The sequence below is a fragment of the Actinomycetospora rhizophila genome, from assembly GCF_042657905.1.
Taxonomy (GTDB): Bacteria; Actinomycetota; Actinomycetes; order Mycobacteriales; family Pseudonocardiaceae; genus Actinomycetospora; species Actinomycetospora rhizophila.
The window spans coordinates 55,646-77,294 of sequence record NZ_JBHSKG010000027.1 but is presented as its reverse complement, the minus strand read 5'-3'; the positions used below and the strand labels follow the sequence as shown (position 1 = coordinate 77,294).

Genomic DNA, 21,649 nt, shown 5'->3' with positions numbered 1-21,649 from the left:
CGCTGGTCATGGCCATCGCCGTGTTCATGATCCTCAACCAGCTCGGCATCGCCCAGACGATCGTGAACGCGACCTACATCGCCCTGATCGGCGCGGTCGCGCTCGGTGCGGCGCTGGCGTTCGGCCTGGGCGGCCGCGACGCCGCCGCCGACCTGATCAACTCCGGGTACCGCAAGGCCCAGCAGAACTCCGACCAGGTCCGGCGCGACTTCCGGACCGGCCGGGAGCGTGCGGAGGCCGACGCCCGCGCGTACGCCCCGAACGGGCTCTCGGGCCAGGGCAACGGCGGGGCGCACGACGCCACGGTCGAGTACGCCGCGCCGCCGCCCGCGCCGCAGACCACGCCGACGCCGCCCGAGGGCACGCCGGCCGCGGCTGGGGCCACCCGGCCCGGCGACCCCTACGGCGACCCGCAGCCCGGCGTGACCGAGCCGGTCGCGCCGTCGACGCCGCCGCGCGGGGGACCCCGCCGCTGACCGTCCCCGCTCGTCCCCGCTCGTCCCCGCTCGTCCCCACCGCCCCGCGCCGCCCGTCGTCGCGGGGCGGTGGTGCGCTCGGGGGCGCGCGTCAGACGCGCTCGCGCCAGGTGCCCGGCGGCACGCCGTGCCGGCGCCGGAAGGCGCGCGTGAACGTCGTGACGTCGGCGAACCCGCATCGCGCCGCCGTCGCCGCCACCGTGGGCGCGGGCGTGCGCTCGAGCAGCCGCGCCGCCCGGCGCAGGCGCTCGTCGCGCAGCCACGTCGCGGGCGGCGGCTCCCCCGCCTCGGCGAACACCCGCCCGACGTACCGCGCCGAGACGCCGAACCGGCGCGCGACCGCGTCGACCGACACCGCGGGGTCCTCGAGGTGGTCGAGCAGGAACCGCTGCATCGCCGTCGCCAGCGCGGCGGGGCCGGTCGGGCGGGCCTCCTCGTCGCCGGCCACCGAGCGCAGCAGGGCGTCGACCAGGTCGACCACCGTCGACGACATCCGCGCCCCGGCGACCGCGTCGAGGTCCGGGGCCGCCGCCTCGAGGGCGTCGGCGGTGGAGGTGAGCACCCGCAGCAGCGGGTGGGTCGCCGGCACGGGTCGGGCGAGTGCGGCGTCCACCAGCGCGCCGCGCAGGCCGGCGGCGGCCACGGGGACCTGGAGGGTGAGGCACGCGCCGTCGTCGACGTCGAGCGTCATCGGCTCGCGGCTGCGGTAGAGCACCGCCTGCCCGGCGGTGATCAGCGCGGTGCGGCCGGCCAGCGTCGCGCGGAAGGTGCCGCGTCGCTGCAGCGAGAGGAACAGCGTGTCGGGGAAGCCGTCGCGCGCGGCCGCCCGGGTCGTGCGGACCATGCGGCACGACGACGCCGCGATGCGCGCGAGCGTCACCCGGTGGTCGAGCGCGTGGGACACGACCTCGCCGCGGAAGGCCCGCCGCCCCGTCCCGGGCGGGCGGACCTGCAGCGGCACGAAGCAGTCGTCGGCGACGGCGCTCCACGCCTCGACCGAGTCCGCCACCGCGCAGAACACGCCGGTGATGCTAGGTCCGGATCGCCGGTTCCGGCACCGCCGCACGCCGGTTCCCGCAACGCCGGGCCGGTCTCGCCGGGGCCCCTAGCGTCGGGGCCGTGACGGGAGCGGTGCTCGATCGCGAGCAGCTGGGGCATCTGCGGCACTGGGACAACCTGTCGCGCCAGTGGCCCAACGACTGGTCCCTCATGCAGGGCAAGGGCACCAGCCAGGACGACTTCGGCGGCTACCGCTTCCAGCTCGCCTACATGGTCTACGGGCTCGCGCTGACCCACCGCCACCGCCTGCCCGCCGCGCCGGGCCTCTTCGCGCCGACGATGCAGCGGCTGATCGAGAAGCTCCTGCTGCCCGAGGTGTGGCTCTACTGGCGCGACGTCAGCCGCGGCGGCGCGGTGTTCAACGCCCACCTCGTCGACCAGCTGCACGAGGAGTGGGACCCGGTCGTCCGCGACAACATCATGTACTCGGCGTACGTGCAGTCCTGCGCCCTGCTGCACGACCACCTCTTCGCCGACGACCGCTACGCCGCGCCGGGAGCGCTGACGTTCCGGCACTGGTCGTTCTTCTGGGGCGGCGGGGAGAAGCGGTTCTCCTACGACCGCGACTCGCTGACCGAGCACCTCTACTGGCAGATGGTCGAGAACGGCTACCTCGGCGTCGCGTGCGAGCCCAACTGCGTGTTCCAGATCTGCAACCAGCCCGCGATCCTCGGGTTCCGGCTGCACGACCTCATCCACGGCGGGTCCCGCGCCGACGAGGTGATCGCGGGCTACGAGAAGGCGTGGGCGGACTTCGGCCGGCTCGACGAGAACGGGCACTACGCGATGATGGTGCTCGAGGACAGCCGCGCGGTCCGTCCCAACGAAGCACCCTCGCCGTGGGTCGACGCGTGGTGCGGCGCGCTGATGACCATGTGGAACCGCGAGTTCGTGCACCGGCACTACCCGCGCCAGGTCGCGGCGTTCCTCGTTCCCGGCGATGTGACCGGTGCCGACGGCACGCTCTCGGTGCGCTCGGCGCCGGTCCGCGAGGTGATGGGCCAGACGCTCGTCACCGACACCTGCGACACGGGCTGGGTCGCCGCGTGGGCCTCCGAGATGGGCGACCGCGACACCCTCGACCGCCTGCTCGCCCACGCCGACCGGCGGATGAACCCCACCTGGCGCGACGCCGGGCTGTACTACCCGCGCCACGACACCCCGACCGACGACCGGGGCCGGCGCACCGACATCGAGCCGATGAGCGGCAACGTCCTGCTCGGGTACGCGCGGCTGAACGTCCCGGACGGCCTGTGGGGCCTCTACCAGCAGCCGTGGGGCCCGGAGCACCACGCGCAGCCGGCGCTGGTCGAGGTCGACCGCGACGTCGAGGTGAGCCGCGCCGAGGTCGTCGACGGCGTCCTGCACGCGCGCCTGCGCCGCGAGACCGCGGTGCCCGGGGACGGCCGCGTCGTGCTCGGGCGGCTGCCGGACGGGGCGCGGGTGCGGCTCGGCGGGGTCGAGGTGAGCGCGCCGGACGGGGTCCTGACCGTGCCGGACGGGCCGGCCGTCGACGTCGTCGCGGCACCGTGAGTGCGCCCCCGATCCGCGCGACCTACGCGCTGGTCGACCACCATGGCCGCGCGGTCACCGAGGCCACCTACCGCGGCTCGTGGCAGCTCGTGCAGTTCGGCTTCACCCACTGCCGCGTGGTGTGCCCCCGCGCGCTGGCGAAGCTCGACAGCGCACTCGAGCAGGCGCCGGCCCTGCTGGGCGGTTCCGCCCCGGTCGTCGCCCTCTACGTCACCGTCGACCCGGAGCGCGACACCCCGGAGGTGATGCGCGCCTTCCTCGCGGACGCCCATCCGCGCTTCACGGGTCTGACCGGGTCGGCGGCGCAGGTGCAGGACGCGGCGGCGGCGTTCCGCGTGTTCGCACGCCCGCGCCGGGACGGCAGCGACCAGATCCGCCACACCGCGATCACCTACCTGCTCGACCCCGACGGCCGCCCCGCCCACCACTGGCCCGACACCGCCGACGCCGCGACGATCGCGGCCGACCTCGCCCGCCTCACCACCCCGCACCCCGTGACGTGAGCGAAGTTCGGGGCCATGGCCCCGAACTTCGCTCACGTGGAGGGCGGAGCGAGCTCGTGCCGGTCGGCGAGCCAGGCGGTGATGCGCGCCGCGGCGAGCGCGTTGCCCGTCGGCTCGCCCGGGGCGATGGCGCCGCCGAAGTGGGTGCCGCGCACGGTCTCGTGGGTGCGGTCCGCCGCCCCGAGCGCCGCGACCATCGCGCGGGTGTCGGACGGGAACGCCGCCTGGTCGCCGGTGAGCTCGACGACCAGGGTCGGCACGGTGACCCCCGGCGCGCAGCGGGCGAAGTCCGCATTGGTCGAGAGCCCCGACCACGTCGACAGCCACGCCTCGGGGGTGGTGAGCCGCCCGAACCCCACCTGGCCGTAGTTGATGAGGTCGGGCCGCGCCCCGAACAGCGAGCCGTAGGGCCGCTCGCTGGGGTCGAGCGACAGGTCGACCGTGCGCGGGTCGGCGTCGGTGCGGAAGACCGTGATGACGTGCGGGGCGAGGGCGCGGCGCCGGTCGGCGGGGTCGCCGGAGACCTTGTGGGCGGCGCGGGCCTCGGCGGCGCGGGCGACGTGCTCCCGGGCGACGGCGTCGATGCGGGCGACCCGCTCGTGCTGGGCCGCGCGGTAGCGCTCGAGGAACGCCGGGGCGTACGACGCGCTCGTCGGCGGCTCGGCGAACCCGTTCTCGGCGCGGAAGGGGTCGAGCTCCGGCACCACCGAGAGCGGGTCGGTCTCGTCGGCCACCGACGGGTCGATGCAGCCCAGCAGCAGGCGGCCCTGGCCGGGGTGCGGGGCGAGGAACACGACGCCGTCGGCCGGGGGCATCGCGGCGTCGGCGAGCGTCGTCGGGCGCCCGGCGGGGGTGGTCGCGAGCCGGTCGGCCGGCGCGAGCCCCGCCTGCTCGAGGTAGAAGGCGTAGAGCGTGCCGCCGCCGGAGTGCCCGAGCGGGACGACCGCGTCGAACCCCCGCTCGCGCAGGAAGACCATGCCCGCGGCGACGTCGAGCAGCGCCTGCTCGTGGACGAGCGTGAGGTCGTTGTTGACCGAGCGCGTGTGCTGGGTCCACACCGCCGCGCCGGCGCGCAGCAGGTGCGGCACCAGCGCGTGGTGGGTGAGGTCCTGGCGCGGGTGCATGAGGCACACGACGGTGCGCGCGCCCGGCACCGTCGCCAGCACCCCGCGCACGGTGGCGCCGTCGGCGGTCGTCAGCTCGTGGACGCTCGTGACGGTGGCGGCGGGACGCTCGTCGACCGCGACGTACCGGCCCGCTCCGAGCCGCTCGGTGGTCGGGCTGCTCATGCCGGGTCGACCCGCAGCGCGTCCTTGTCGTGCTGGGTGATGCTTCCCCCGGCCACCCCCGCGACGCAGGAGTACCAGACCGCGTGCCGGCAGCCGGTGGCGCGCCGGTCGACGACGATCGGGCCCTCGGCGGTGATCTCGAAGTACGGCCCGATCTTGTTGACGGTGACGGCGGCGTCCTCGCCCGCCACCTTCGCCACCGCCGTGTTCTCGGGGACGTCGAGGACGTAGAGCGCGGTCATGACTGGGCCAGCTCCCAGTCGGCCGCCCGCTCGACGATCAGCTCGGCCTTGCGGGCCAGCAGCTTGCCGAAGCTCGGGTCGGGCGCGGCCACCACGTCGAGCAGGGCGTCGATCGTCAGGTTGGCGTCGAGGTCCTCCTGCGGCGTCACGGGACGCATCGCGCGGGTGAACTCGACCATGAAGCCGTTGGGGTCGTGCGTGTAGATCGACTCGATCGTCTCGTGCTGGATCTGCATCTCGACGGGCCACTCGGAGTCGTCGAGCCGGCGCCGGTACTCGAGCAGGTCGGCGTCGTCCTCGACGTGGATGGCCAGGTGGCGCGACCGCACGAAGAACTCCGGGACCTCGGGGCCGAAGCCCGCGTAGACGTCGCCGCGCTCGTGGGCGTGCTGGGGCTCGAGACCGAAGTAGTAGAAGAACGCGATGCGGTCGTCGTTGCCGATGTCGAAGAAGAAGTGGATGAAGTCCGGGTGGTTCTCCGGGCCCCACCCGGCGGCGCAGATCGAGTGCACCACCGGGAAGCCGAGGACGTCGCGGTAGAAGCGCACCGTCCCCGCGGGGTCGAACGTCGGGAACGCCGCGTGGTCGACACCGCGGACCTTGTGCTCGAGCTCAGCCATGTCTCGTACCTCCTGACCCCAGGCTACGAGCTCTCTACGTCAGCGTCAATCTTTCGACGTCTCCGTCGTCAGCACGCTCTCGAGGTAGTCGAGGTCCTGGCGCAGCAGCCGCAGCGCGGCCGCCGGGTCGTCGGGGCGCGGGCTCTCCGGGAGCCGGTCGGGCGCCTGCGCGACCAGGGAGACGGCCATGTCCGCCATCTGCTCGGCCACCTCGTCCGGCGACTGCGCGCCGCCCGGCCGGAACCACCACGCCACCCAGTTGCACATCCCGATCACGGCGAGCGCGGTCGTGCGCACCGGGCGCGGGCGGAACTCCCCGCTGCGCACGCCCTGGTCGACCACCCGGGAGAACCCGTCGAGCACCCGGCGCTTCGCGGCCTCGTGGGCGACGGCGAGGTCGTCGGGCAGCTCCGACTCCGAGCGGATCACCAGCTGGAACCGCGCGGCGTGCCGGGCCTGCTGCCCCGCGACGAGCAGGACCAGGTCCCGCAGCTTCGCCGTGGCGTCGGCGTCGGAGTCGGCGATCTCCTCGGTGGCCGCCGCCGGCCCCTCGGTGATCTCGGTGACCAGGCGCGCGAGCAGCTGGTCCTTGTTCTTGACGTAGTAGTAGAGCGCCGGGCGGGTCATGCCCATCGCGTCCGCGATGTCCTGCAGGCTCGTGCCGGCGAAGCCCCGCTCGGCGAAGAGCCGGGTCGCCTGCTCGTAGATCTGGGCCTCGACCAGCTCCCGGCGCGGCTTGCGGGCCGGGAGCTCGTCGGGTTCCGCCGCGCTCATGACCGGCGACGATACGGGCGTGCCGCCGTCACGCGGACGCGCGCTCCGTGGTCGCGCCCGTCCCCGCGCCCGCGGCCGGCTCCGGCACCGCGGGCCGGCGGATCGCGAGGATGACGAGCGCGCCGAGCAGCGCCGGGCCCGCGAAGGCGTAGAAGAGCACCGGGGTCGGCAGCCCGGCCGTGAGCAGCAGCCCGCCGTAGAGGGGGCCGACGATCCCGCCGAGCCGCCCGATCGACAGGGTGGTCACCAGACCACGTCCACGCGCTGCGGCCCGCAGAACATCGGGCTCGCGACGTCCCCGTAGGTCGCGCCCGGGGCGAGCGCGAGCGTCGGGAGACGGTCGAGCAGGGCGTCGAGCACCGTGGAGATCTCGATGCGCGAGAGCTCCGCGCCGAGGCACAGATGCACGCCGTGGCCGAACGAGAAGTGTCGGCGCGCAGTCGGGCGGTCGAGGACGAACGCGTCGGCGTCCGCCCCGAAGACCGCCTCGTCCATGTTCGCCGACTCCAGCCCGATGATCAGGCGCTCGTCGGCGGCGAGCGCCTCGCCGTCGACCTCGGTGTCGGCGGTGACCGTGCGCAGCACCCAGCGGATCGCCGATCCGTACCGCAGCCCCTCCTCGCGCACCTGGTCGACGAGCGACCGCTCGGCGAGCAGCCGCTCCCACCGGGACCGGTCGACCAGCAGCTGGTGGACCGTCGAGCCGATCGTGTACGCCGTGCTCTCCAGCCCCGCGACGAACAGCTGCCAGGAGTGGAACGCCACCTCCTGGTCGGTGAGCTCGCGCCCGTCCACCCGGCCGAGCGCCAGGCGCGTGACGAGGTCGTCGGGCGGGTCCTCGTCGGTGCGCCGCGAGCGGGCGGCCGCGGTGAAGTACTCCTCGAGCCGGTGCCACTCGTCGGTGCCGACGAAGCTCGCCGGCAGGATCGCGGTGATCGCCAGCGAGAGCCGGGCGAGCTCGTCGGAGTCCTCCGCCGGCACCCCCACCAGCCGCGCGATCACCCGCGCGGTCAGCGGCAGGGCGACCTGGCCGAGGAGATCGGCGGGACCGCCCTCGGGCGCCGCGGCGACCAGGGCGTCGATCAGCTCGTCGGCGTACTCCCGGACCCACGGCGCCGCGTCGGTGATCGCCTTGCGCGCGAAGCCGCGCCGCAGCAGCGCCCGCAGCGCGGTGTGCTCGGGCGGGTCGCTCTGGGTGATCAGCGCCGGCGGGTCGACGTCCCCGTCGCCCTCCAGCACGAAGTTGCCGCGGTTGCTGAACGTCCCGTGGTCCAGCAGCGCCTGCCGGACCACCTCGTGCCGGCCCGCGAACCCCAGGCCGGGGGCGACGCGGTGCACGGGGCAGCCGGAGCGCACCTCGGCGAGCTCGGCGCGCACCTCGTCGATCGGGCCGGGCGCGAGCGGGTTGAACGGGACGGCGCCGGACTCGGTCGTGGTCATGGCGGGGCTCCTCAGAGGCGGGCGGGAGTGGTGGCGCGCAGGAGCGAGCCGGCGTCGGGGAGGTCGGGCGCGAGGCCGAGGCCCCGCAGCAGGCAGAACGCGCCCGCGGTGGCGGCGGAGAGGACGGGCACGCCGAGCTCCTGCTCGGCGCGCTCGACCAGGGGCAGCGAGGGCATCTGCACGCACGCGGAGATCACGAGCGCGTCGACGCCGGTGAGGTCGAGCCCGCGCGCCGCATCCATCACGCGCTCGCCCGGTGTGCAGCCCACCTCGGCGTTGTCCGCGACCTCGAGGGCGACCCAGTCGGCGACCTCGAGCTCCTCCGCCTCGAGGTAGGCGACGACCTTCTCGGCCAGCGGGCGCACGTACGGCGTGACCAGCGCGATCCGGCGGGCCCCGAGCGCGTCCAGGGCGTCCACGAGCGCGCCGGCGCTGGAGACGAGGCCGGCCCTGACGCCGCGTTCGTGCAGCTGCGCGGCGACCTCCGACTCGACGCGCCGGTGCTCGCCGGGCCCCTGCGCCATGACGGCGACGAGGCAGGCGTAGAGCAGCGCGTCGACGCCGGCGTCGGCGAGCTCGTCGACGCACCGCCCGCGCTGGTCGTTCATCGCCGCGAGCTCCTCGGGCGAGACCGTGTGCATCCGCATGCGACTGCCGTGGAACGAGAACGTCGCGTCGCGGTGGCGCGCGAGCAGGGCCGGGATCTCGGTCTCCACGGTGACGTTGGAGCTGGGGACGATCATCCCGATGCGGTGGTGGCTCATGTCGTCTCCAGACGGGCCGCGACGTCGGCGGCCATGGCCTTCTTGTCGAGCTTCCCGACCTTCGTGCGCGGCAGCGCCTCGAGCAGCTCCACGCGCTCCGGCCACTTGAACTTCGCGACGTCGAGCGCGGCCAGGTGGGCGCGCAGGTCGTCGAGCGTGACGGTGGCGCCGTCGGTCGCGAGGTAGGCGCAGCCCCGCTCCCCCAGGCGCGGGTCGGGCATCGCGACCAGCGCCGCCTCGACGACGTGGGGGTGCGCGAGCAGGAGGAGCTCGACCTCCTCAGCGTTGATCTTCTCGCCGCCGCGGTTGATGAGGTCCTTGATCCGGCCCTCGATCGACACCGCCCGGTGGCCGTCCAGCACGCGGACCGCCGCGAGGTCGCCGGTGCGGTAGAAGCCGTCGGAGGTGAACGCCTCGGGACGGTCGACGCCGAAGTAGCCGCGCAGCGTGTACGGGCCCCGGCAGCACAGCTCGCCGACCTCGCCGTCGGGCACTTCGTCCTCACTGCCCGGCTCGAGGATCCGGACCTCGTCGCGCGGCGAGATCGGCACCCCGACGGTGGTGCGGCGCAGCTCGGCGGAGCCGTCCCGCGGGGTCACGAGGAACATCCCCTCGGCCATGCCGAACAGCTGCCCGACCCACGCGCCGCCCCGGCCGGTCGCCGCGAACAGCTCCGGCGACACCTTGGCCCCGGAGAGCAGGACCACGCGCAGGGTGGCCGCGAGCTCGTCGTAGCGCGGGTGCTCCGGCGCGCGGTAGTGCACGTGCCCGAACAGCACCGAGGTGGTGCGCTCGGCGACCAGCAGCGGCATGGCGGTGTCGAGGTCGTGGTCGGTGAGCACGAGGCACGCGCCGACGGCGTGCGCCCCGTGCACCCCGCACGTGATGCCGGCGTTGTGGATCACCGGGATGAGGTGGCCGACACGGTCGTCCGCGGTCCAGCCGAGCACGTCGGCGTAGGCGCGGGCGTTGTACCAGTACTCGGCGTGCCGCCGCGGGATCAGCTTCGGGACCCCGGTGGTGCCGCCGGAGAGCTGGAAGACCGCGACGTCGTCGGGGTCGATGCCGCGCTGGATCTCCTCGACGCGCTTGCGGGCCTCGTCGGGGTCGAGGTCGGCACTCGGCAGGTCACCGAGGACCAGCACGTGCCGCAGCGTCGGGTGGTCGCGCGCCTGCTCGTGGGCGAACACGACGAGGTCGGTGCCCTTCGTCCCGGCCTCGACGAGGTGCGCCCGGGCGCCGACCGCCCGGCTGATGTGCGCGATCTCGTGCCCGCGGTGCGCGGCGAGCGTCGCGACCGGGACCAGGCCGGCCTTGAGCAGCGCGTACCAGGCGACGACGGTCTCGAGCCGGTTGGTGACCTGCACGATCACCGGGTCGCCGGGCTCCAGACCGAGGTCCGCGAGCCCGACGGCGATGCGGTCGGTCTGCGCGTCGAGCGCGGCGTAGGACAGCCGGCCCTGCGCGGCGACGACGGCGTCGCGCCCCGGGTGGGCGGCGGCGACCGCGTGGAGCTCGTCCGCGATCGTCCGCGTGCCCCAGACGTCGCCGTACTCTGCTCGGGTCATCGCAGGGCCACCAGGTGCGTGCGGTCGGCGGCGAGGCCGTCGGCGAAGTCGTCGCGCAGGTGGAACGGGCCCGCGACGACGACGAGGGCCGGGGTCCGGCGGCGCAGCCGCTCGGCGACCTCCAGGCGGGTGAGCACGCTGGAGCGGTCGTCGCCGCCGGTGAGCCACACGGTGTCGATCACCGCGGCGCCCCGGGTGACGGCCTCCTCGACCGCCTCCTCCCGCCCCGCCGGCCGGTCGTCGGTGCCGACGTCGAGCACCGTCGCTCCGAGCGCCGCCGGATCGTCGGGGACGACACGGGCGTCGAACCCGCGGGTGCCGACCTGCTCGTCCGTCGTGTCGGGCTCCTGCCCCGGTGTCGACGGGCGCAGGGCGCGCTCGAGCGCCCACTCGACGAGCGAGCCCTCCGTCGGCGGCTCCTCCCCCGCCCACTGCCGCAGGGCGGTGTGCGCGACGTCGGGGGTGCCGGCGGCGAAGCGGTCGAGCGGCACGTTGCCGGCGCGGCTCATGTAGGCCACGAGGAGCTGCTCGACGGGGAGGTCCAGGCGCTCGGGGAACGTCTCCCACCAGCGGCGGGAGCGTTCCGCGATGTCCTGGAGCCGCGTGACCGCGGGGCGCCGCGCCTCCTCGTACGCCGTCAGCGCCGTCTCGAGGTCGTCGGTCTCCCCCAGGGCGGTGATCAGCGCGATCGCGTCCTCCATCGCGAGCTTCGTCCCCGAGCCCACCGAGTAGTGCGCGGTGTGCGCGGCGTCCCCGAGCAGCACGGTGCGCCCGTCGTGCCACCGGGCGCACCGCACCGTGCGGAACCGCAGCCAGCGCGTGCGGTTGCCGATCAGCCGGTGGCCGTCCAGGTGCCGCGCGAAGACGTCGGACAGGTACGCGAGGGCGACGTCGTCGGAGGCGTCGAACGGCAGCTCCGCGGTGGTCCGGTCGAACCCCGCCGATCGCCATGTCGCCTCGTCGGTCTCGACGAGGAACGTGCTGCGGTCGGGCGCGTAGGGGTAGGCGTGCGTGACGAACACGCCGTGCTCGGTGCGCTCGGGCGCGAACAGCGCGTGCGGCAGCGCCACGTCGACCCCGGCCCACAGGTACCAGCCGCTGCCGACCTCGACGTCCTCGCCGAACGCCCCCGCGGCGCGGGTCGCGCTCCCGACCCCGTCCGCGGCGATCACCAGGTCCGCGTCCAGCTCGCCGGCGGTGCGCCGGGAGCCGAACTCCAGCTTCACCCCGGCGTCCTCGGCGTGGCGCTGCAGCACCCGCAGCAGCTCCGCGCGCCCGACCGCCACGAGGCTGGACACGCTCATCCCGGCCTCGCGGTCGCCGACGCGCATCCGCATGTCGTGCGACCACGCGTTCGCGAGGATGTCGTCGAGCGAGGCGGGGTCGGCCTCGGCGAGCCGGCGCTGGGTGCGCGCGGCGAGGCCGACCCCGAAGCCGAACGTCTGGTCCGGCACGCCCTGCTCGTGCACGACGACGTCGCACCCGGGCCGGGCGAGCTTCAGCAGCCGCGCGGCGTAGAGACCTCCCGGTCCCCCGCCGAGCACGGCCACCCGTCGCAGCGGCATCAGGACCCTCCCGACGGCGCAGCGTCCGCGAGCACGCGGCTGGTGCGGGTCACGTCGTCGACGTGGTCGACCGGCACGACCGCCGTCGAGATCGCCGTGAAGCACCCCGGGCAGCAGTACTGCCGGAAGTGCACGGCGCCGTCGACGTACTCCCCCGCACCGTCCACGACCTGCGGGCCCGCGTCGCCGACCGGCCCCTCGTAGCGCACGAGGTCGAGCTCGCCGACCGCGCCGGAGCCCAGCACCGAGGCGCAGTGCCGGCACGCGACCGCATCGCCCACGGCGACGAGGTTGTCGTCGAGCCGGCGGGCCCCGGTGAGGTCGATCGTGTCGCGGGCGCCGCCCGCGGCGCCGCGGGAGCGCCGGGCGTCCCGCAGCTGCTGCCGGCGGGCGTCGGTGGCCTGCGTGTCGACCGCGCCGGTGCCGTCGAGGACGACGCCGTAGGCCTGCTGCGCGGTCGCCGCCGTGACCTTCTCCTCCCGCACGTCGCGCGCGACGTCGGCGGGGTCGCGGGTCAGCGGGTCGCCGTAGCCCCCGCCGCCCTGCCAGAACATCGTGAACACCTCGCCGGGCGCCACGTACGTCTCGCCGTAGCAGGGCTGCAGCTCCGCGTCGCCGCCGATCTCGTCGAGGTCGGCGGGCAGCCGCCCGGCGTCCAGCGCGGCGGAGACGTCGCTGCCGCGCGCGATCCACTCCACCCCGGTGTTGCCGGGGTAGCCGCCGGCGAGCCCGTTGTTCTGGCTCACCGCCTTGCCGTTGGAGGCCAGCACCAGGCCGATCGGGAAGCTCGTGCCGTGCGGGGTGATGGCGAGCGACGCCCCGACGCCGCCCCGGCGCCGTCCAGGCCCGCCCGAGTCGGGCTCCTCGCGCCGCCAGAGCGCGAGCACCGGGTAGAGGAACTCGGTCATCTCGACGTCGGGCACGCGCCCGAGCGGGATGCAGAACAGCCCGCCGGTGTCCATGCCGTCGGCCTGCGGCTGGGCGCCGTAGCCGCCCGCCATCGGGTCCATCATGATCGAGAGGAACGGCGTCGGGACGGCCCCGCGCTGGTCCAGCCCGGCGATCACCGCGGTGTCCCAGGTGCCGCAGCACGTGGCCTGGACGTGCGCGTCGAGGTCCGGGGCCTGGTCGAGCATCTGGCTCAGGCACTCGGCGACGAGGTTGCCCGTCAGCCACGCCGGCCCGATCGGCCCGCGGCCGACCGCCGCCGGGAAGCCGGCGTTGTTGATCGTGCCTTCCTCGGCGACCAGGTCGAAGCAGCGCATCAGCCCGCCGGCCGACCACGGGATGTCGCCCGCGAGGATCGGCAGCAGCGCGAGCATGACGCCGCCACGCATGCCCGCGTAGGTGCAGTTGACGACGCCGGACTGCGGGTCGGTGCCGGTGAAGTCGAAGGTCAGGTGGTCGGCGGCCTTCGTCATCGCCACCGTGATCTTGTGCAGGCCGCGGTCGCCGGTGTGCGACTGGTCCTGGTAGCCGGTGGCGTGCCACGTGCCGTCGGGGAGGTCGGTGAGCTTGCCGCGCAGCCGCGACTCGGCGTCGGCCATCATCCGCTTCATCACGGCCTTGACCGTGTCGGCGCCGTACTGCTCGATGACCGCGAGGAGGCGGTCGCGCCCCACGGTGTTGGCGCCGACCTTCGCCCGCAGGTCCAGCCCGATCATCATCGGGACGCGGGAGCGGCGGACCCACACGTCGGCGACGTCGTCCTGCAGCACGCCGTCGCGCACGACCTTGATCGGCGGGGTGGGCAGCGACTCGGAGAAGACGTCCTGCGCGGCCGGGGAGAACGAGCCGAGGCCGACGCCGCCGAGGTCGGGCTGGTGGGCGATCGCCGAGGTCCAGCCGAAGAGCTTCCCCTCCCAGAACACGGGCTGGTAGACCATGGCGTCGTTCTGGTGCAGCCCGCCGCCGACCCAGGGGTCGTTGGTGAGGAACATGTCGCCCTCGGCGATGCCGGGGTTGGTCGCGCGGTGCTGCAGGGTCCAGTAGATGGCGAGGTCGACGGCGCCGACGAGCATGGTGTTGTAGAGCCCGACCTGCACCTCCTGGCCGAGCTCGTCGGACACGGCGAAGTCGAAGTCGTTGGCGTCGGTGACGATCGGCGAGCCGGACATGCGCTTGAGCGCCTCGCCCATCTCGTCGGTGACCGACCAGAGGCGGTGGCGGATGACCTCGTAGGTCAGCGGGTCGAGCGCGTCGATCTGCTCCTGGCTGACGGTGTGGACGGGCAGGCTCTCCGGCAGCTGCGCGGCGAGCACGGCGGGGTCGATCGGGCGGCTCGAGAACCTCTCGGAGCCGGGGACGGCCATCACCATGGGTCAGGCTCCGTTCTGGGCGTTCGTGACGATGTGGAGGTTGCCGAGCTCGTCGACGGTGCCGGTGCGGCCGTCGGGGACGACGACGGTGGTCGTCGGGACCTCGATGACGGCCGGGCCCGGGACGACGTGGCCGGCGCGCAGGGCGGTGTAGTCGTAGATCGGGGTGTCGACGAAGCCCTGGCCGATCTCGAGGTAGACGGGCCGGCGGCCGCTGACGGGTGGCTCCCCGGAGGCCTTCTCCAGCGGCGGCAGCTCCGGGCTGAACGGCAGGACGCCGCGGCCGCGCACGCGGTAGGTGATGGCCTGGATGCCGGCGGCGCTGAAGCCGGAGCCCTGGCCGTAGAGCTCGGCGTACCTGGCCTCGAACCGGTCGGCCGCGGCCTGCATCGCGTTCTCGTCGAGCGGGCCGTCCCCGACGGGCACGGTGACCTCGGCGAGCTGCATGGCGTAGCGCATGTCGACCTCGCGGACGATCTCCACGCGGTCGAACTTCAGGCCCTGGCGGTCGAGGCCCTGCCGGACCTGGTCGGAGAGCTGGGCGAAGTTCTTCTCCGCGCGGACGGCGTCGACCGGGAGCTGGGCGGGGTCGGAGAGCTCCTGGGCCAGCGCGATGTCGGACGCGGCCAGCCCGTAGGCGGAGAACGCGGAGGCGACCGGGCCGAGCGGGACGACGACCTCGGCGACCCCGAGGTGCGTCGCGTACTTCGCGCAGAACGCCGGGCCGGAGCCGCCGAAGGCGTAGAGGACGAAGTCGCGGGGGTCGTGGCCGGCCTCGACGACGCTCTTGCGCAGCAGGTCGCCGGTCTGGGCGTTCTGCGCCGCGTGGATGGCGGCGGCGGCGTCCTCGACGCTCAGCCCGAGCGGCTCGGCGACCTTGACCCGGATCGCCTCGCGGGCCTTCTCGAGACTGAGTGCCTTGCGGCCGCCGAGCAGGCCCGTCGTCGGGAGGATGCCGAGGACGAGGTTGGCGTCGGTGTTGGTGGGCTCGGTGCCGCCCTGGTCGTAGCAGGCGGGGCCGGGCACGGCCTGCGCGCTGTGGGGACCGATGCGCAGGTTGCCGCCGGCGTCGACCCAGGCGATCGCGCCGCCGCCCGAGCCGATGGCGTGCACGCGCAGCGTCGGGACGTTGATCGGGTGGTGGTTGATGACGGTGGTGGTGTCGCGCTCGGGCTCGCCGTCGACGATGAGCCCGACGAGGAACGTCGTGCCGCCGACGTCGGTGGAGATGATGTTCCGGTGACCGAGCCTGCGCCCGAGCTGGCTGGAGCCGACGACGCCGCCGGTGAGCACCGACCCGACGGTGGAGATGGCCTGCGCGGGCGCCTCGGAGGCCGCGACCGCGCCACCGTTGGACTGCATGACGAGCAGCGGGCCGGCGAGGCCCCGGTCCTTGAGGCTGGTCTCGAGGTTGGTGAGGTAGTCGCGCAGGCCGGGGCCCACCTGCGTGCTCATGATCGTCGTCGAGTTGCGGGCGAACTCGCGGATCCGCGGGCTGACCTCGCTGGAGAGCGCGACGTAGATGTCGGGGTCGATCTCGTGCACGAGCTCGCGGACGCGGCGCTCGTGCACCGGGTTGCGGAAGGCCCAGAGCAGGGAGACGGCGACGGCGCGGATGCCGTCCGCCCGCAGCGTCTCGACCCGGCGGCGGACCTCGTCCTCGTCGAGCGCGACGATGACGTTGCCGTCGCGGTCGATGCGCTCGGTGACCTCCAGGGCGTGCCGCTTGGGCAGCAGGTGGTGGTCCTTGTCCTGGGCCAGGACGTGCTGGAGCTCGTGCGGGCTGCGTCCGAGGTAGCGCCCCTCGACGTTCATGATGAAGATCGAGTCGCGGTGGCCCTTGGTGGTCAGGAACCCGACGTCGGGGACCTTGCGCATCACCAGGGCGTTGAGGCTCGACGTCGTGCCGTGGGCGACGTGGTGGGTCTCGGCGAGCATCTCCTCGACGGGGCGCCCGAGCTGCTCGGCGAGCAGCTCGAGCACGTCCAGCACGCCCCGCGAGTAGTCCGGGGGCGTCGACGGCGCCTTCGCCGCGATGACCGAGCCGGAGTCGTCGTCGAGCACCGCGTCGGTGAACGTGCCCCCGACGTCGACGCCGATCACGTAGGCCATGGACCACTCCTCGACGAGCAGGCGTGACCCGAGCCACGCGTTTGACGGTAGCGTCGACTATCTGACACCACCGAAATCTCGTCAAGGGCGTCCGGCTAATCGGGCACGAGCTCGATCCACCCGCGCACGACGTCCGGGGTCACCTGGCCGACGAGGTCGGGGTGGTCGGTGCGCACGTGGGTCAGCACCTCGTCGACCACCTGCCCCTCCGCACCGGCCCGGGCCTCGAAGCCGCACTCGCACGTCACCTGGTTCATGTCCTGCTCCTCCCGTGGGGTCCGCCGGTGTGACGGTCGCGTTCCGCGCTTGCCGCAACCTTGTCGATGGATGGTCGTCGCCGCCTAGACTCGAGGGCATCCGGCACGGGGGTGTCATGACGGGGTCCGGCCCGGAACAGCACCCGGATCAGCACGACCTCCCTCCGGTGCGGGTCCAGCTCCACGGCCGGTTCGCCCTCGCCGTCGACGGGCAGGGCGTCGAGCACCTGCTGCCCGGCCGGCGCGCGCGCCTGCTCGTCGCGGTGCTGGCGCTGTCGAACCGCACCGCGGTGGAGCGCTCGACGCTGATCGACGTGCTGTGGAGCCCCGCGCGGCCCGGTGACGGCGCGGCGGGGACGTTCGCGGCGCTGCTGTCGAAGGTGCGCACCGCGCTGGCGCCGGGCGAGATCCGCGGGCGGCGCACCCTCCAGCTGGTCCTGCCGCCCGGCTCGATCATCGACGCGGTCGTGGCCCAGGGCGCGCTGCACGCCGCGGAGGCCGCCGCGGCCCGCGAGGACTGGCCGCGGGCCTGGACCGAGTCGCTCAGCGCGCTGTTCGTCACCCAGCGCGGGCTGCTCGGCGACTTCGAGGACCCCTGGAGCGAGGAGCGCCGCGAGGAGGCCGCGCACCAGCACCGCCGCGTGCTGCGGTGCTACGCCGAGGCGTGCCTGCACCTCGGGCCCGGCGAGCGCGCCGGCGCCGAGCGCAGCGCCCGCACCCTCATCGCGCTCGACCCGCTCGCCGAGACCGGCTACCGGCTGCTCATGCGGGCCCACCTCGCGCAGGACGACCGGGCCGCGGCGCTCGCGGTGTACGAGCGGATGCGCTGCGCCCTGCGCGACCAGCTCGGGGCCCTGCCCAGCCAGGCCGCCCAGGAGCTCCACGCGGAGCTCCTGGGGTGAGGCTCACGCGTCCAGGAACGTCGTCACCATGTCCGCGACGAGCGCGGTGCGGGCGATGCCGCCGAAGTGCGTGGTGCCGGGCAGGACGGCGAGCTGGGTCGCCGGGACGCCGACGAAGTCGCCGTTGACGTCGCCCCCGCGCAGGCGCAGGAAGCGCAGGGCGTGCTCGAGGCGCACGGCGTCGCAGTCGCCCACCGTGTACAGCGTCGGCGCGGCGTAGCCGGCGATGTCCTCGTCGCTCCACGCCGGGCCGGGGTCGAGCGCGCCGAGCTTGTCGAGCAGCCCCTGCAGGCCCTCGGGGTGCGGCGACTTCGCCCGGTAGGAGTCGGCCATCGGCGTGCCCTCGATCATGTCCACGGTCATCGCGCCGACGGCCTCGCTGTTCTCCGGCCGCATGCCGTCGGGGGTGAACGCGACCGAGGAGACGACGGCGCGGCGCACCAGCTCGGGGTGGCGGATCGCGAGGGTCAGCGCCACGGCGCCCCCGACGCTGAAGCCGAAGACGTCGACCTGCGCGATGCCGAGGTGCGCGAGCAGCCCGACGACGTCGTCGGTGAGCGCGGGGATGGCGAGCGGGCGGTCGACGTCGTTGGTGCGGCCGTGACCCTGGAAGTCGGCGGCGATCACCGTGCGCCCGGCCGAGAGCTCGGGCAGCAGCTCGCCGAACTGCAGGTCGAGGTCGAACAGGCCGCCGTGCAGGAGCAGCAGGGGGACGCCGCCCTCGCCGTGGATCTCGAAGTACATCTGCAGGTCGCCGAGGGGGGCGTGACCGGTGCGGGTCGGGGTGCTCATCGGGGGCTCCGTGGGGATCGGCGCGGTGCTGACACCCCGACGTCGAACGACCCCGGCGCCCTTCGACAGGGAGCCCGGAGAATTCCTTCTCAGGCGTCGAAGGCGCGCATCCCGGCGTCCAGGGCCGGCAGCAGCAGGGTCCGCGGGGCGAACCGTCCGCCGAGCGCGGTCAGCTGGTTGACCAGGCCGGGCGTGACGCTGCGGTCGCCGCGCGCCATCGCCTCGACCCCGGCCTCCGCGACGTCGCGGGCCTCGCCGACGAGCAGGTCGGGCACCTGGTCGAAGGCGTCGGTGCCGGCCGCGTCGGCGAAGCCGGTGCGGGTCAGGCCCGGGCTGACGGTGGTGAGGGTGACCCCGGTGCCGGCCAGCTCGGCGTGCACGGCCTCGGAGAACGACTGCACGAACGCCTTGCCGGCGGCGTAGGACGCGGCGCCCGGCAGGGGCTGGAAGGCGGTGATCGACGAGACGTTGAGGATCGCGCCGGGCCGCCCGCGCCGGGTCAGGGCCCCCACGGCGGCGACGGTCAGGTCGTGCAGGGCCAGGACGTTGAGGCGCACGAGGTCGCCGAGGGCGGCCCGCCCGCCGGCGTCGCCCGCGAGCTCGGCCACGCGGCCGGTGACACCGAAGCCGGCCGCGTTCACCAGGCCGACGACGCGCTCGTCGTCGAGCAGGCCGCGAGCGGCGTCCAGCCCCGCGTCGGTGCCCAGGTCCGCGGCGTGCACCTCGTGCTGCGGCCCGAGCTCCGCCGCGAGGTCGGTGAGCGCGTCCTCCCGCCGGGCGACGAGCGTCGTGGGGTGGCCGCGGTGCGCGAGCGCTCGCGCGACGGCGGCACCGATCCCCGAGGACGCTCCGGTGACGATGACGCGTGTGGTGGGCCCGGGCGGCGGCAGCGGCATGATCGGGGAGTACCCGCCGGACTTGCGTTGGAGTGCACTCGAAGGCATAGCGTCGAGGACGTGCCTGGTTCGATCATGGGAACGGCCGTCCGACGCGTCGAGGACCCGGAGCTCATCCGCGGTCACGCCACGTACGTCGACAACATCGTGCCGCCGGGGACGCTGTACTGCGTCTTCGTGCGCTCTCCGCTCGCGCACGCCCGTCTCGGGACGGTCGACGTCGCGAAGGCCCGGGAGGCCCCGGGCGTCGTCGCGGTCCTCACCGGCGACGACATGGCCGAGCTGCCCGACCACCGCCCGTTCATGGTCCTCAACGACGCCTGCGCCCGCCCGCTGCTCGCCCGCGGCAAGGTGCGCTTCGTCGGCGACATGGTGGCCGCGGTGATCGCCGCGACGCGCGCCGAGGCCGTCGACGCCGCCGAGCTCGTGGAGATCGACTACGACCCGCTCGAGCCGGTCGTCGACCCCGAGGCCGCCCTCGCCGAGGGCGCCCCGCTGCAGTTCGAGGAGCTGGGCTCCAACCTCGCCGCCGGGTTCCGCGACCCCGACGACGTCCGCCCGCTCGAGGGTGCCGACGTGGTGGTGCGCGCGCGGATCGTCAACCAGCGCCTCGCCGTCGCGCCGATGGAGGGCAACGCGGTGACGGCCACGCCGGGCGGCGCCGACGAGCCGTACGACATGACCGTGCACGTCTCCACGCAGATGCCGCACGGCCTGCGCGGGCAGGTCGCGGCCCAGTGGGGCTGGGACACCGAGCGGGTCCGCGTGGTCGCGCCGCACGTCGGCGGCGGGTTCGGCGGCAAGGCCGGCCTGGCGCCCGAGCACGCGGTGGTCATCGAGGCCGCGCGGCAGCTGGGCCGGGCCGTGACCTGGACCGAGACCCGCTCGGAGAACCTCACCGCCATGCCGCACGGCCGCGGCCAAGTGCAGTACGGCGAGCTCGGGCTGCGCCGCGACGGCACGATCGTCGGGCTGCGCGCGCGGGTGGTCGGCGACGCGGGCGCCTACGCCGGGTTCGGCGGGGCGCTGACGCTCGGCCCGACGCGGAACATGGCGCAGGGCGTCTACCGGATCCCCGAGATCGCCTACGACGGCGCCGCCGTCCTCACCACGACGACGCCGATGGGCGCGTTCCGCGGCGCCGGGCGTCCCGAGGCCGCCGCGATGGTCGAGCGGCTCGTGGACATGGCCGCGCGCGAGCTCGGGCAGGACCCCGCCGAGCTGCGGCGCAGGAACTTCCTGCAGCCCGAGGAGTTCCCGCTGACCACGCGGACGGGCTCGCTCTACGACTCCGGCGACTACGGCCACGCCCTCGACGTGGCGCTGCGCGAGTCCGGGTACGACGCGCTGCGCCGCGAGCAGGCCCGGCGCCGCGAGCGCGGCGACCGGGTGGCGCTGGGCATCGGCCTGGCGGTGTACGTCGAGGTCACGGCCGGGGGCGGCGGCGGCGAGTACGGCGCGGTGAGCGTCGACGCCGACGGCGGCGCGACGGTGTCGGTGGGCACCTCGGGCCACGGCCAGGGGCACGCGACGTCGTTCGCGATGATCGTCGCCGACCGCCTGGGCGTGCCGATGGAGCAGGTGCGCTTCGTGCAGTCCGACACCGCGGCGGTCCCGCGCGGGGGCGGGACGGGCGGCTCGCGGTCGCTGCAGCTGGCCGGGTCCAGCGTGCTCGTCGCCGCCGACACCGTGCTGGCGCGGGCCCGCGAGGTCGTCGCGAGCGCGCTGGAGGCCGACGTCGACGACATCACCGCCGTGGACGGTGGCGGCCTCGGCGTCGCCGGCGTGCCCGACCGGGCGCTGACCTGGCGCGAGATCGCGGCCGCCGCCGACGAGCAGGGGGTGTCGCTGTCCGAGGCCCGCGACGAGCAGCAGCCCGGCGCCACCTACCCGTTCGGCGCGCACGTCTCCGTCGTCGAGGTCGACCTCGACACCGGGCGGGTCACACCGGTGCGCCACGTCGCGGTCGACGACTGCGGCACCGTGCTCAACCCGACGCTGGTGGCCGGGCAGCAGCACGGCGGGCTCGCGCAGGGCATCTCGCAGGCGCTGTGGGAGGGCTTCTCCTACGACGCCGACGGCAACCCGACCTCGGGCACGTTCGCGGCGTACGTGCTGCCGACCGCCGCCGAGGTGCCGTCGTACGAGGCCTCGTCCACCGAGACCCCGACGCCCTACAACCCGCTGGGCGCCAAGGGCATCGGCGAGGCCGCGACGATCGGGTCGACGCCTGCGGTGCAGAACGCCGTCGTGGACGCCCTGGCCCCGCTCGGGGTGCGTCACGTCGACATGCCGCTGACCCCCGACCGCGTGTGGCGGGCGATCCGTGACGCGGAGGCCGGCACGCCTGCAGACCCGTGGACCGAGCCGCCGGCGTTCTTCGCCGACCTGCCCGTGCGGGGCGCCTCGGCGGACCCGGAGGCGGCGTCGGTGGACGTGTAGGGCATTTCCCCCGCCGCTTCCAAGCTATAGCGCAGAGGGGGACTTGCCGCAAGACCCGGGGTCTTCCCCAGAATCGCGTCCTCGGAATTGCTGACGC

The 21,649-nt window shown here is 74.6% G+C and carries 19 protein-coding genes and 1 pseudogene; 5 read left to right on the top strand and 15 right to left on the bottom strand.

What is annotated here, in order from left to right:
• Positions 1 to 476: pseudogene (locus tag ACFPK1_RS31340) on the top strand (hypothetical protein); the annotation flags it as partial.
• 91 nt (positions 477 to 567) lie between these two features.
• On the opposite strand, the gene ACFPK1_RS31335 reads toward ACFPK1_RS31340, so the two are convergent.
• Positions 568 to 1,497 (bottom strand): helix-turn-helix transcriptional regulator, encoded by a 930-nt coding sequence (locus ACFPK1_RS31335; protein ID WP_378024872.1) that lies wholly within the window; start codon positions 1,495 to 1,497, stop codon positions 568 to 570.
• Between the two features lie 98 nt (positions 1,498 to 1,595).
• Here ACFPK1_RS31335 and ACFPK1_RS31330 point away from each other — a divergent pair, with 98 nt between their 5' ends.
• On the top strand, positions 1,596 to 3,068 hold the full coding sequence (locus ACFPK1_RS31330) for a linalool dehydratase/isomerase domain-containing protein (protein WP_378024871.1): 1,473 nt from the start codon (positions 1,596 to 1,598) through the stop codon (positions 3,066 to 3,068).
• Positions 3,065 to 3,571, top strand: coding sequence for an SCO family protein (locus ACFPK1_RS31325; protein ID WP_378024870.1), 507 nt, complete (start codon positions 3,065 to 3,067; stop codon positions 3,569 to 3,571). Before ACFPK1_RS31330 ends, ACFPK1_RS31325 begins: the two co-directional genes overlap by 4 nt.
• Before the next feature lie 32 nt (positions 3,572 to 3,603).
• Here the strand turns inward: ACFPK1_RS31325 and ACFPK1_RS31320 are convergent, their stop codons facing one another.
• From ACFPK1_RS31320 to ACFPK1_RS31265, 12 genes are all read right to left on the bottom strand, one after another.
• Positions 3,604 to 4,860, bottom strand: a complete 1,257-nt coding sequence (locus ACFPK1_RS31320; RefSeq protein WP_378024869.1) for an alpha/beta fold hydrolase — start codon at positions 4,858 to 4,860, stop codon at positions 3,604 to 3,606.
• Positions 4,857 to 5,102, bottom strand: coding sequence for a hypothetical protein (locus ACFPK1_RS31315; RefSeq protein WP_378024868.1), 246 nt, complete (start codon positions 5,100 to 5,102; stop codon positions 4,857 to 4,859). The genes ACFPK1_RS31320 and ACFPK1_RS31315 overlap by 4 nt, the downstream gene beginning before the upstream one ends.
• Positions 5,099 to 5,722 (bottom strand): VOC family protein, encoded by a 624-nt coding sequence (locus ACFPK1_RS31310; protein ID WP_378024867.1) that lies wholly within the window; start codon positions 5,720 to 5,722, stop codon positions 5,099 to 5,101. The genes ACFPK1_RS31315 and ACFPK1_RS31310 overlap by 4 nt, the downstream gene beginning before the upstream one ends.
• 45 nt (positions 5,723 to 5,767) lie before the next feature.
• Complete coding sequence (locus tag ACFPK1_RS31305) at positions 5,768 to 6,496, bottom strand: TetR/AcrR family transcriptional regulator (RefSeq protein WP_378024866.1); 729 nt, start codon at positions 6,494 to 6,496, stop codon at positions 5,768 to 5,770.
• A gap of 28 nt (positions 6,497 to 6,524) precedes the next feature.
• A complete protein-coding gene (locus ACFPK1_RS31300; protein ID WP_378024865.1) occupies positions 6,525 to 6,743 on the bottom strand; it encodes a hypothetical protein in 219 nt (72 codons plus the stop codon).
• The gene (locus ACFPK1_RS31295; RefSeq protein ID WP_378024864.1) at positions 6,740 to 7,936 is read right to left on the bottom strand and encodes a cytochrome P450; all 1,197 of its coding nucleotides are present in this window, start codon (positions 7,934 to 7,936) and stop codon (positions 6,740 to 6,742) included. Before ACFPK1_RS31295 ends, ACFPK1_RS31300 begins: the two co-directional genes overlap by 4 nt.
• Before the next feature lie 11 nt (positions 7,937 to 7,947).
• Positions 7,948 to 8,700 carry a maleate cis-trans isomerase family protein gene (locus ACFPK1_RS31290; protein WP_378024863.1) on the bottom strand — a complete coding sequence of 251 codons (753 nt, stop codon included), beginning with the start codon at positions 8,698 to 8,700 and terminating at the stop codon, positions 7,948 to 7,950.
• On the bottom strand, positions 8,697 to 10,268 hold the full coding sequence (locus ACFPK1_RS31285) for a (2,3-dihydroxybenzoyl)adenylate synthase (RefSeq protein ID WP_378024862.1): 1,572 nt from the start codon (positions 10,266 to 10,268) through the stop codon (positions 8,697 to 8,699). Before ACFPK1_RS31285 ends, ACFPK1_RS31290 begins: the two co-directional genes overlap by 4 nt.
• On the bottom strand, positions 10,265 to 11,833 hold the full coding sequence (locus tag ACFPK1_RS31280; RefSeq protein ID WP_378024861.1) for an FAD-dependent monooxygenase: 1,569 nt from the start codon (positions 11,831 to 11,833) through the stop codon (positions 10,265 to 10,267). The genes ACFPK1_RS31285 and ACFPK1_RS31280 overlap by 4 nt, the downstream gene beginning before the upstream one ends.
• Entirely contained in the window at positions 11,833 to 14,151 is a 2,319-nt protein-coding gene (locus ACFPK1_RS31275) for a hydantoinase B/oxoprolinase family protein (protein WP_378024860.1), read from the bottom strand. The genes ACFPK1_RS31280 and ACFPK1_RS31275 overlap by 1 nt, the downstream gene beginning before the upstream one ends.
• 3 nt (positions 14,152 to 14,154) lie before the next feature.
• On the bottom strand, positions 14,155 to 16,263 hold the full coding sequence (locus ACFPK1_RS31270; RefSeq protein ID WP_378024859.1) for a hydantoinase/oxoprolinase family protein: 2,109 nt from the start codon (positions 16,261 to 16,263) through the stop codon (positions 14,155 to 14,157).
• 95 nt (positions 16,264 to 16,358) lie between these two features.
• Positions 16,359 to 16,520, bottom strand: coding sequence for a DUF1059 domain-containing protein (locus tag ACFPK1_RS31265; RefSeq protein WP_378024858.1), 162 nt, complete (start codon positions 16,518 to 16,520; stop codon positions 16,359 to 16,361).
• 116 nt (positions 16,521 to 16,636) lie between these two features.
• Here ACFPK1_RS31265 and ACFPK1_RS31260 point away from each other — a divergent pair, with 116 nt between their 5' ends.
• Positions 16,637 to 17,422, top strand: a complete 786-nt coding sequence (locus ACFPK1_RS31260) for an AfsR/SARP family transcriptional regulator (RefSeq protein WP_378024857.1) — start codon at positions 16,637 to 16,639, stop codon at positions 17,420 to 17,422.
• Positions 17,423 to 17,425: 3 nt separating this feature from the next.
• Here ACFPK1_RS31260 and ACFPK1_RS31255 read toward each other — a convergent pair whose 3' ends face one another.
• Together ACFPK1_RS31255 and ACFPK1_RS31250 are read right to left on the bottom strand one after the other, a co-directional pair.
• Complete coding sequence (locus ACFPK1_RS31255; protein ID WP_378024856.1) at positions 17,426 to 18,214, bottom strand: alpha/beta fold hydrolase; 789 nt, start codon at positions 18,212 to 18,214, stop codon at positions 17,426 to 17,428.
• An 89-nt stretch (positions 18,215 to 18,303) separates the two neighbouring features.
• The gene (locus ACFPK1_RS31250; protein WP_378024855.1) at positions 18,304 to 19,110 is read right to left on the bottom strand and encodes an SDR family NAD(P)-dependent oxidoreductase; all 807 of its coding nucleotides are present in this window, start codon (positions 19,108 to 19,110) and stop codon (positions 18,304 to 18,306) included.
• 60 nt (positions 19,111 to 19,170) lie between these two features.
• Here ACFPK1_RS31250 and ACFPK1_RS31245 point away from each other — a divergent pair, with 60 nt between their 5' ends.
• A complete protein-coding gene (locus tag ACFPK1_RS31245) occupies positions 19,171 to 21,552 on the top strand; it encodes a xanthine dehydrogenase family protein molybdopterin-binding subunit (RefSeq protein ID WP_378024854.1) in 2,382 nt (793 codons plus the stop codon).
• The last annotated feature ends 97 nt before the right edge of the window (positions 21,553 to 21,649 follow it).

Coding starts and splice junctions, on each gene's coding strand:
- ACFPK1_RS31320 (WP_378024869.1), bottom strand. CDS start 4,860: ATGAGCAGCCCGACCACCGAGCGGCTCGGAGCGGGCCGGTACGTCGCG.
- ACFPK1_RS31315 (WP_378024868.1), bottom strand. CDS start 5,102: ATGACCGCGCTCTACGTCCTCGACGTCCCCGAGAACACGGCGGTGGCG.
- ACFPK1_RS31310 (WP_378024867.1), bottom strand. CDS start 5,722: ATGGCTGAGCTCGAGCACAAGGTCCGCGGTGTCGACCACGCGGCGTTC.
- ACFPK1_RS31305 (WP_378024866.1), bottom strand. CDS start 6,496: ATGAGCGCGGCGGAACCCGACGAGCTCCCGGCCCGCAAGCCGCGCCGG.
- ACFPK1_RS31295 (WP_378024864.1), bottom strand. CDS start 7,936: ATGACCACGACCGAGTCCGGCGCCGTCCCGTTCAACCCGCTCGCGCCC.
- ACFPK1_RS31290 (WP_378024863.1), bottom strand. CDS start 8,700: ATGAGCCACCACCGCATCGGGATGATCGTCCCCAGCTCCAACGTCACC.
- ACFPK1_RS31285 (WP_378024862.1), bottom strand. CDS start 10,268: ATGACCCGAGCAGAGTACGGCGACGTCTGGGGCACGCGGACGATCGCG.
- ACFPK1_RS31280 (WP_378024861.1), bottom strand. CDS start 11,833: ATGCCGCTGCGACGGGTGGCCGTGCTCGGCGGGGGACCGGGAGGTCTC.
- ACFPK1_RS31275 (WP_378024860.1), bottom strand. CDS start 14,151: ATGGTGATGGCCGTCCCCGGCTCCGAGAGGTTCTCGAGCCGCCCGATC.
- ACFPK1_RS31270 (WP_378024859.1), bottom strand. CDS start 16,263: ATGGCCTACGTGATCGGCGTCGACGTCGGGGGCACGTTCACCGACGCG.
- ACFPK1_RS31265 (WP_378024858.1), bottom strand. CDS start 16,520: ATGAACCAGGTGACGTGCGAGTGCGGCTTCGAGGCCCGGGCCGGTGCG.
- ACFPK1_RS31260 (WP_378024857.1), top strand. CDS start 16,637: ATGACGGGGTCCGGCCCGGAACAGCACCCGGATCAGCACGACCTCCCT.
- ACFPK1_RS31255 (WP_378024856.1), bottom strand. CDS start 18,214: ATGAGCACCCCGACCCGCACCGGTCACGCCCCCCTCGGCGACCTGCAG.
- ACFPK1_RS31250 (WP_378024855.1), bottom strand. CDS start 19,110: ATGCCGCTGCCGCCGCCCGGGCCCACCACACGCGTCATCGTCACCGGA.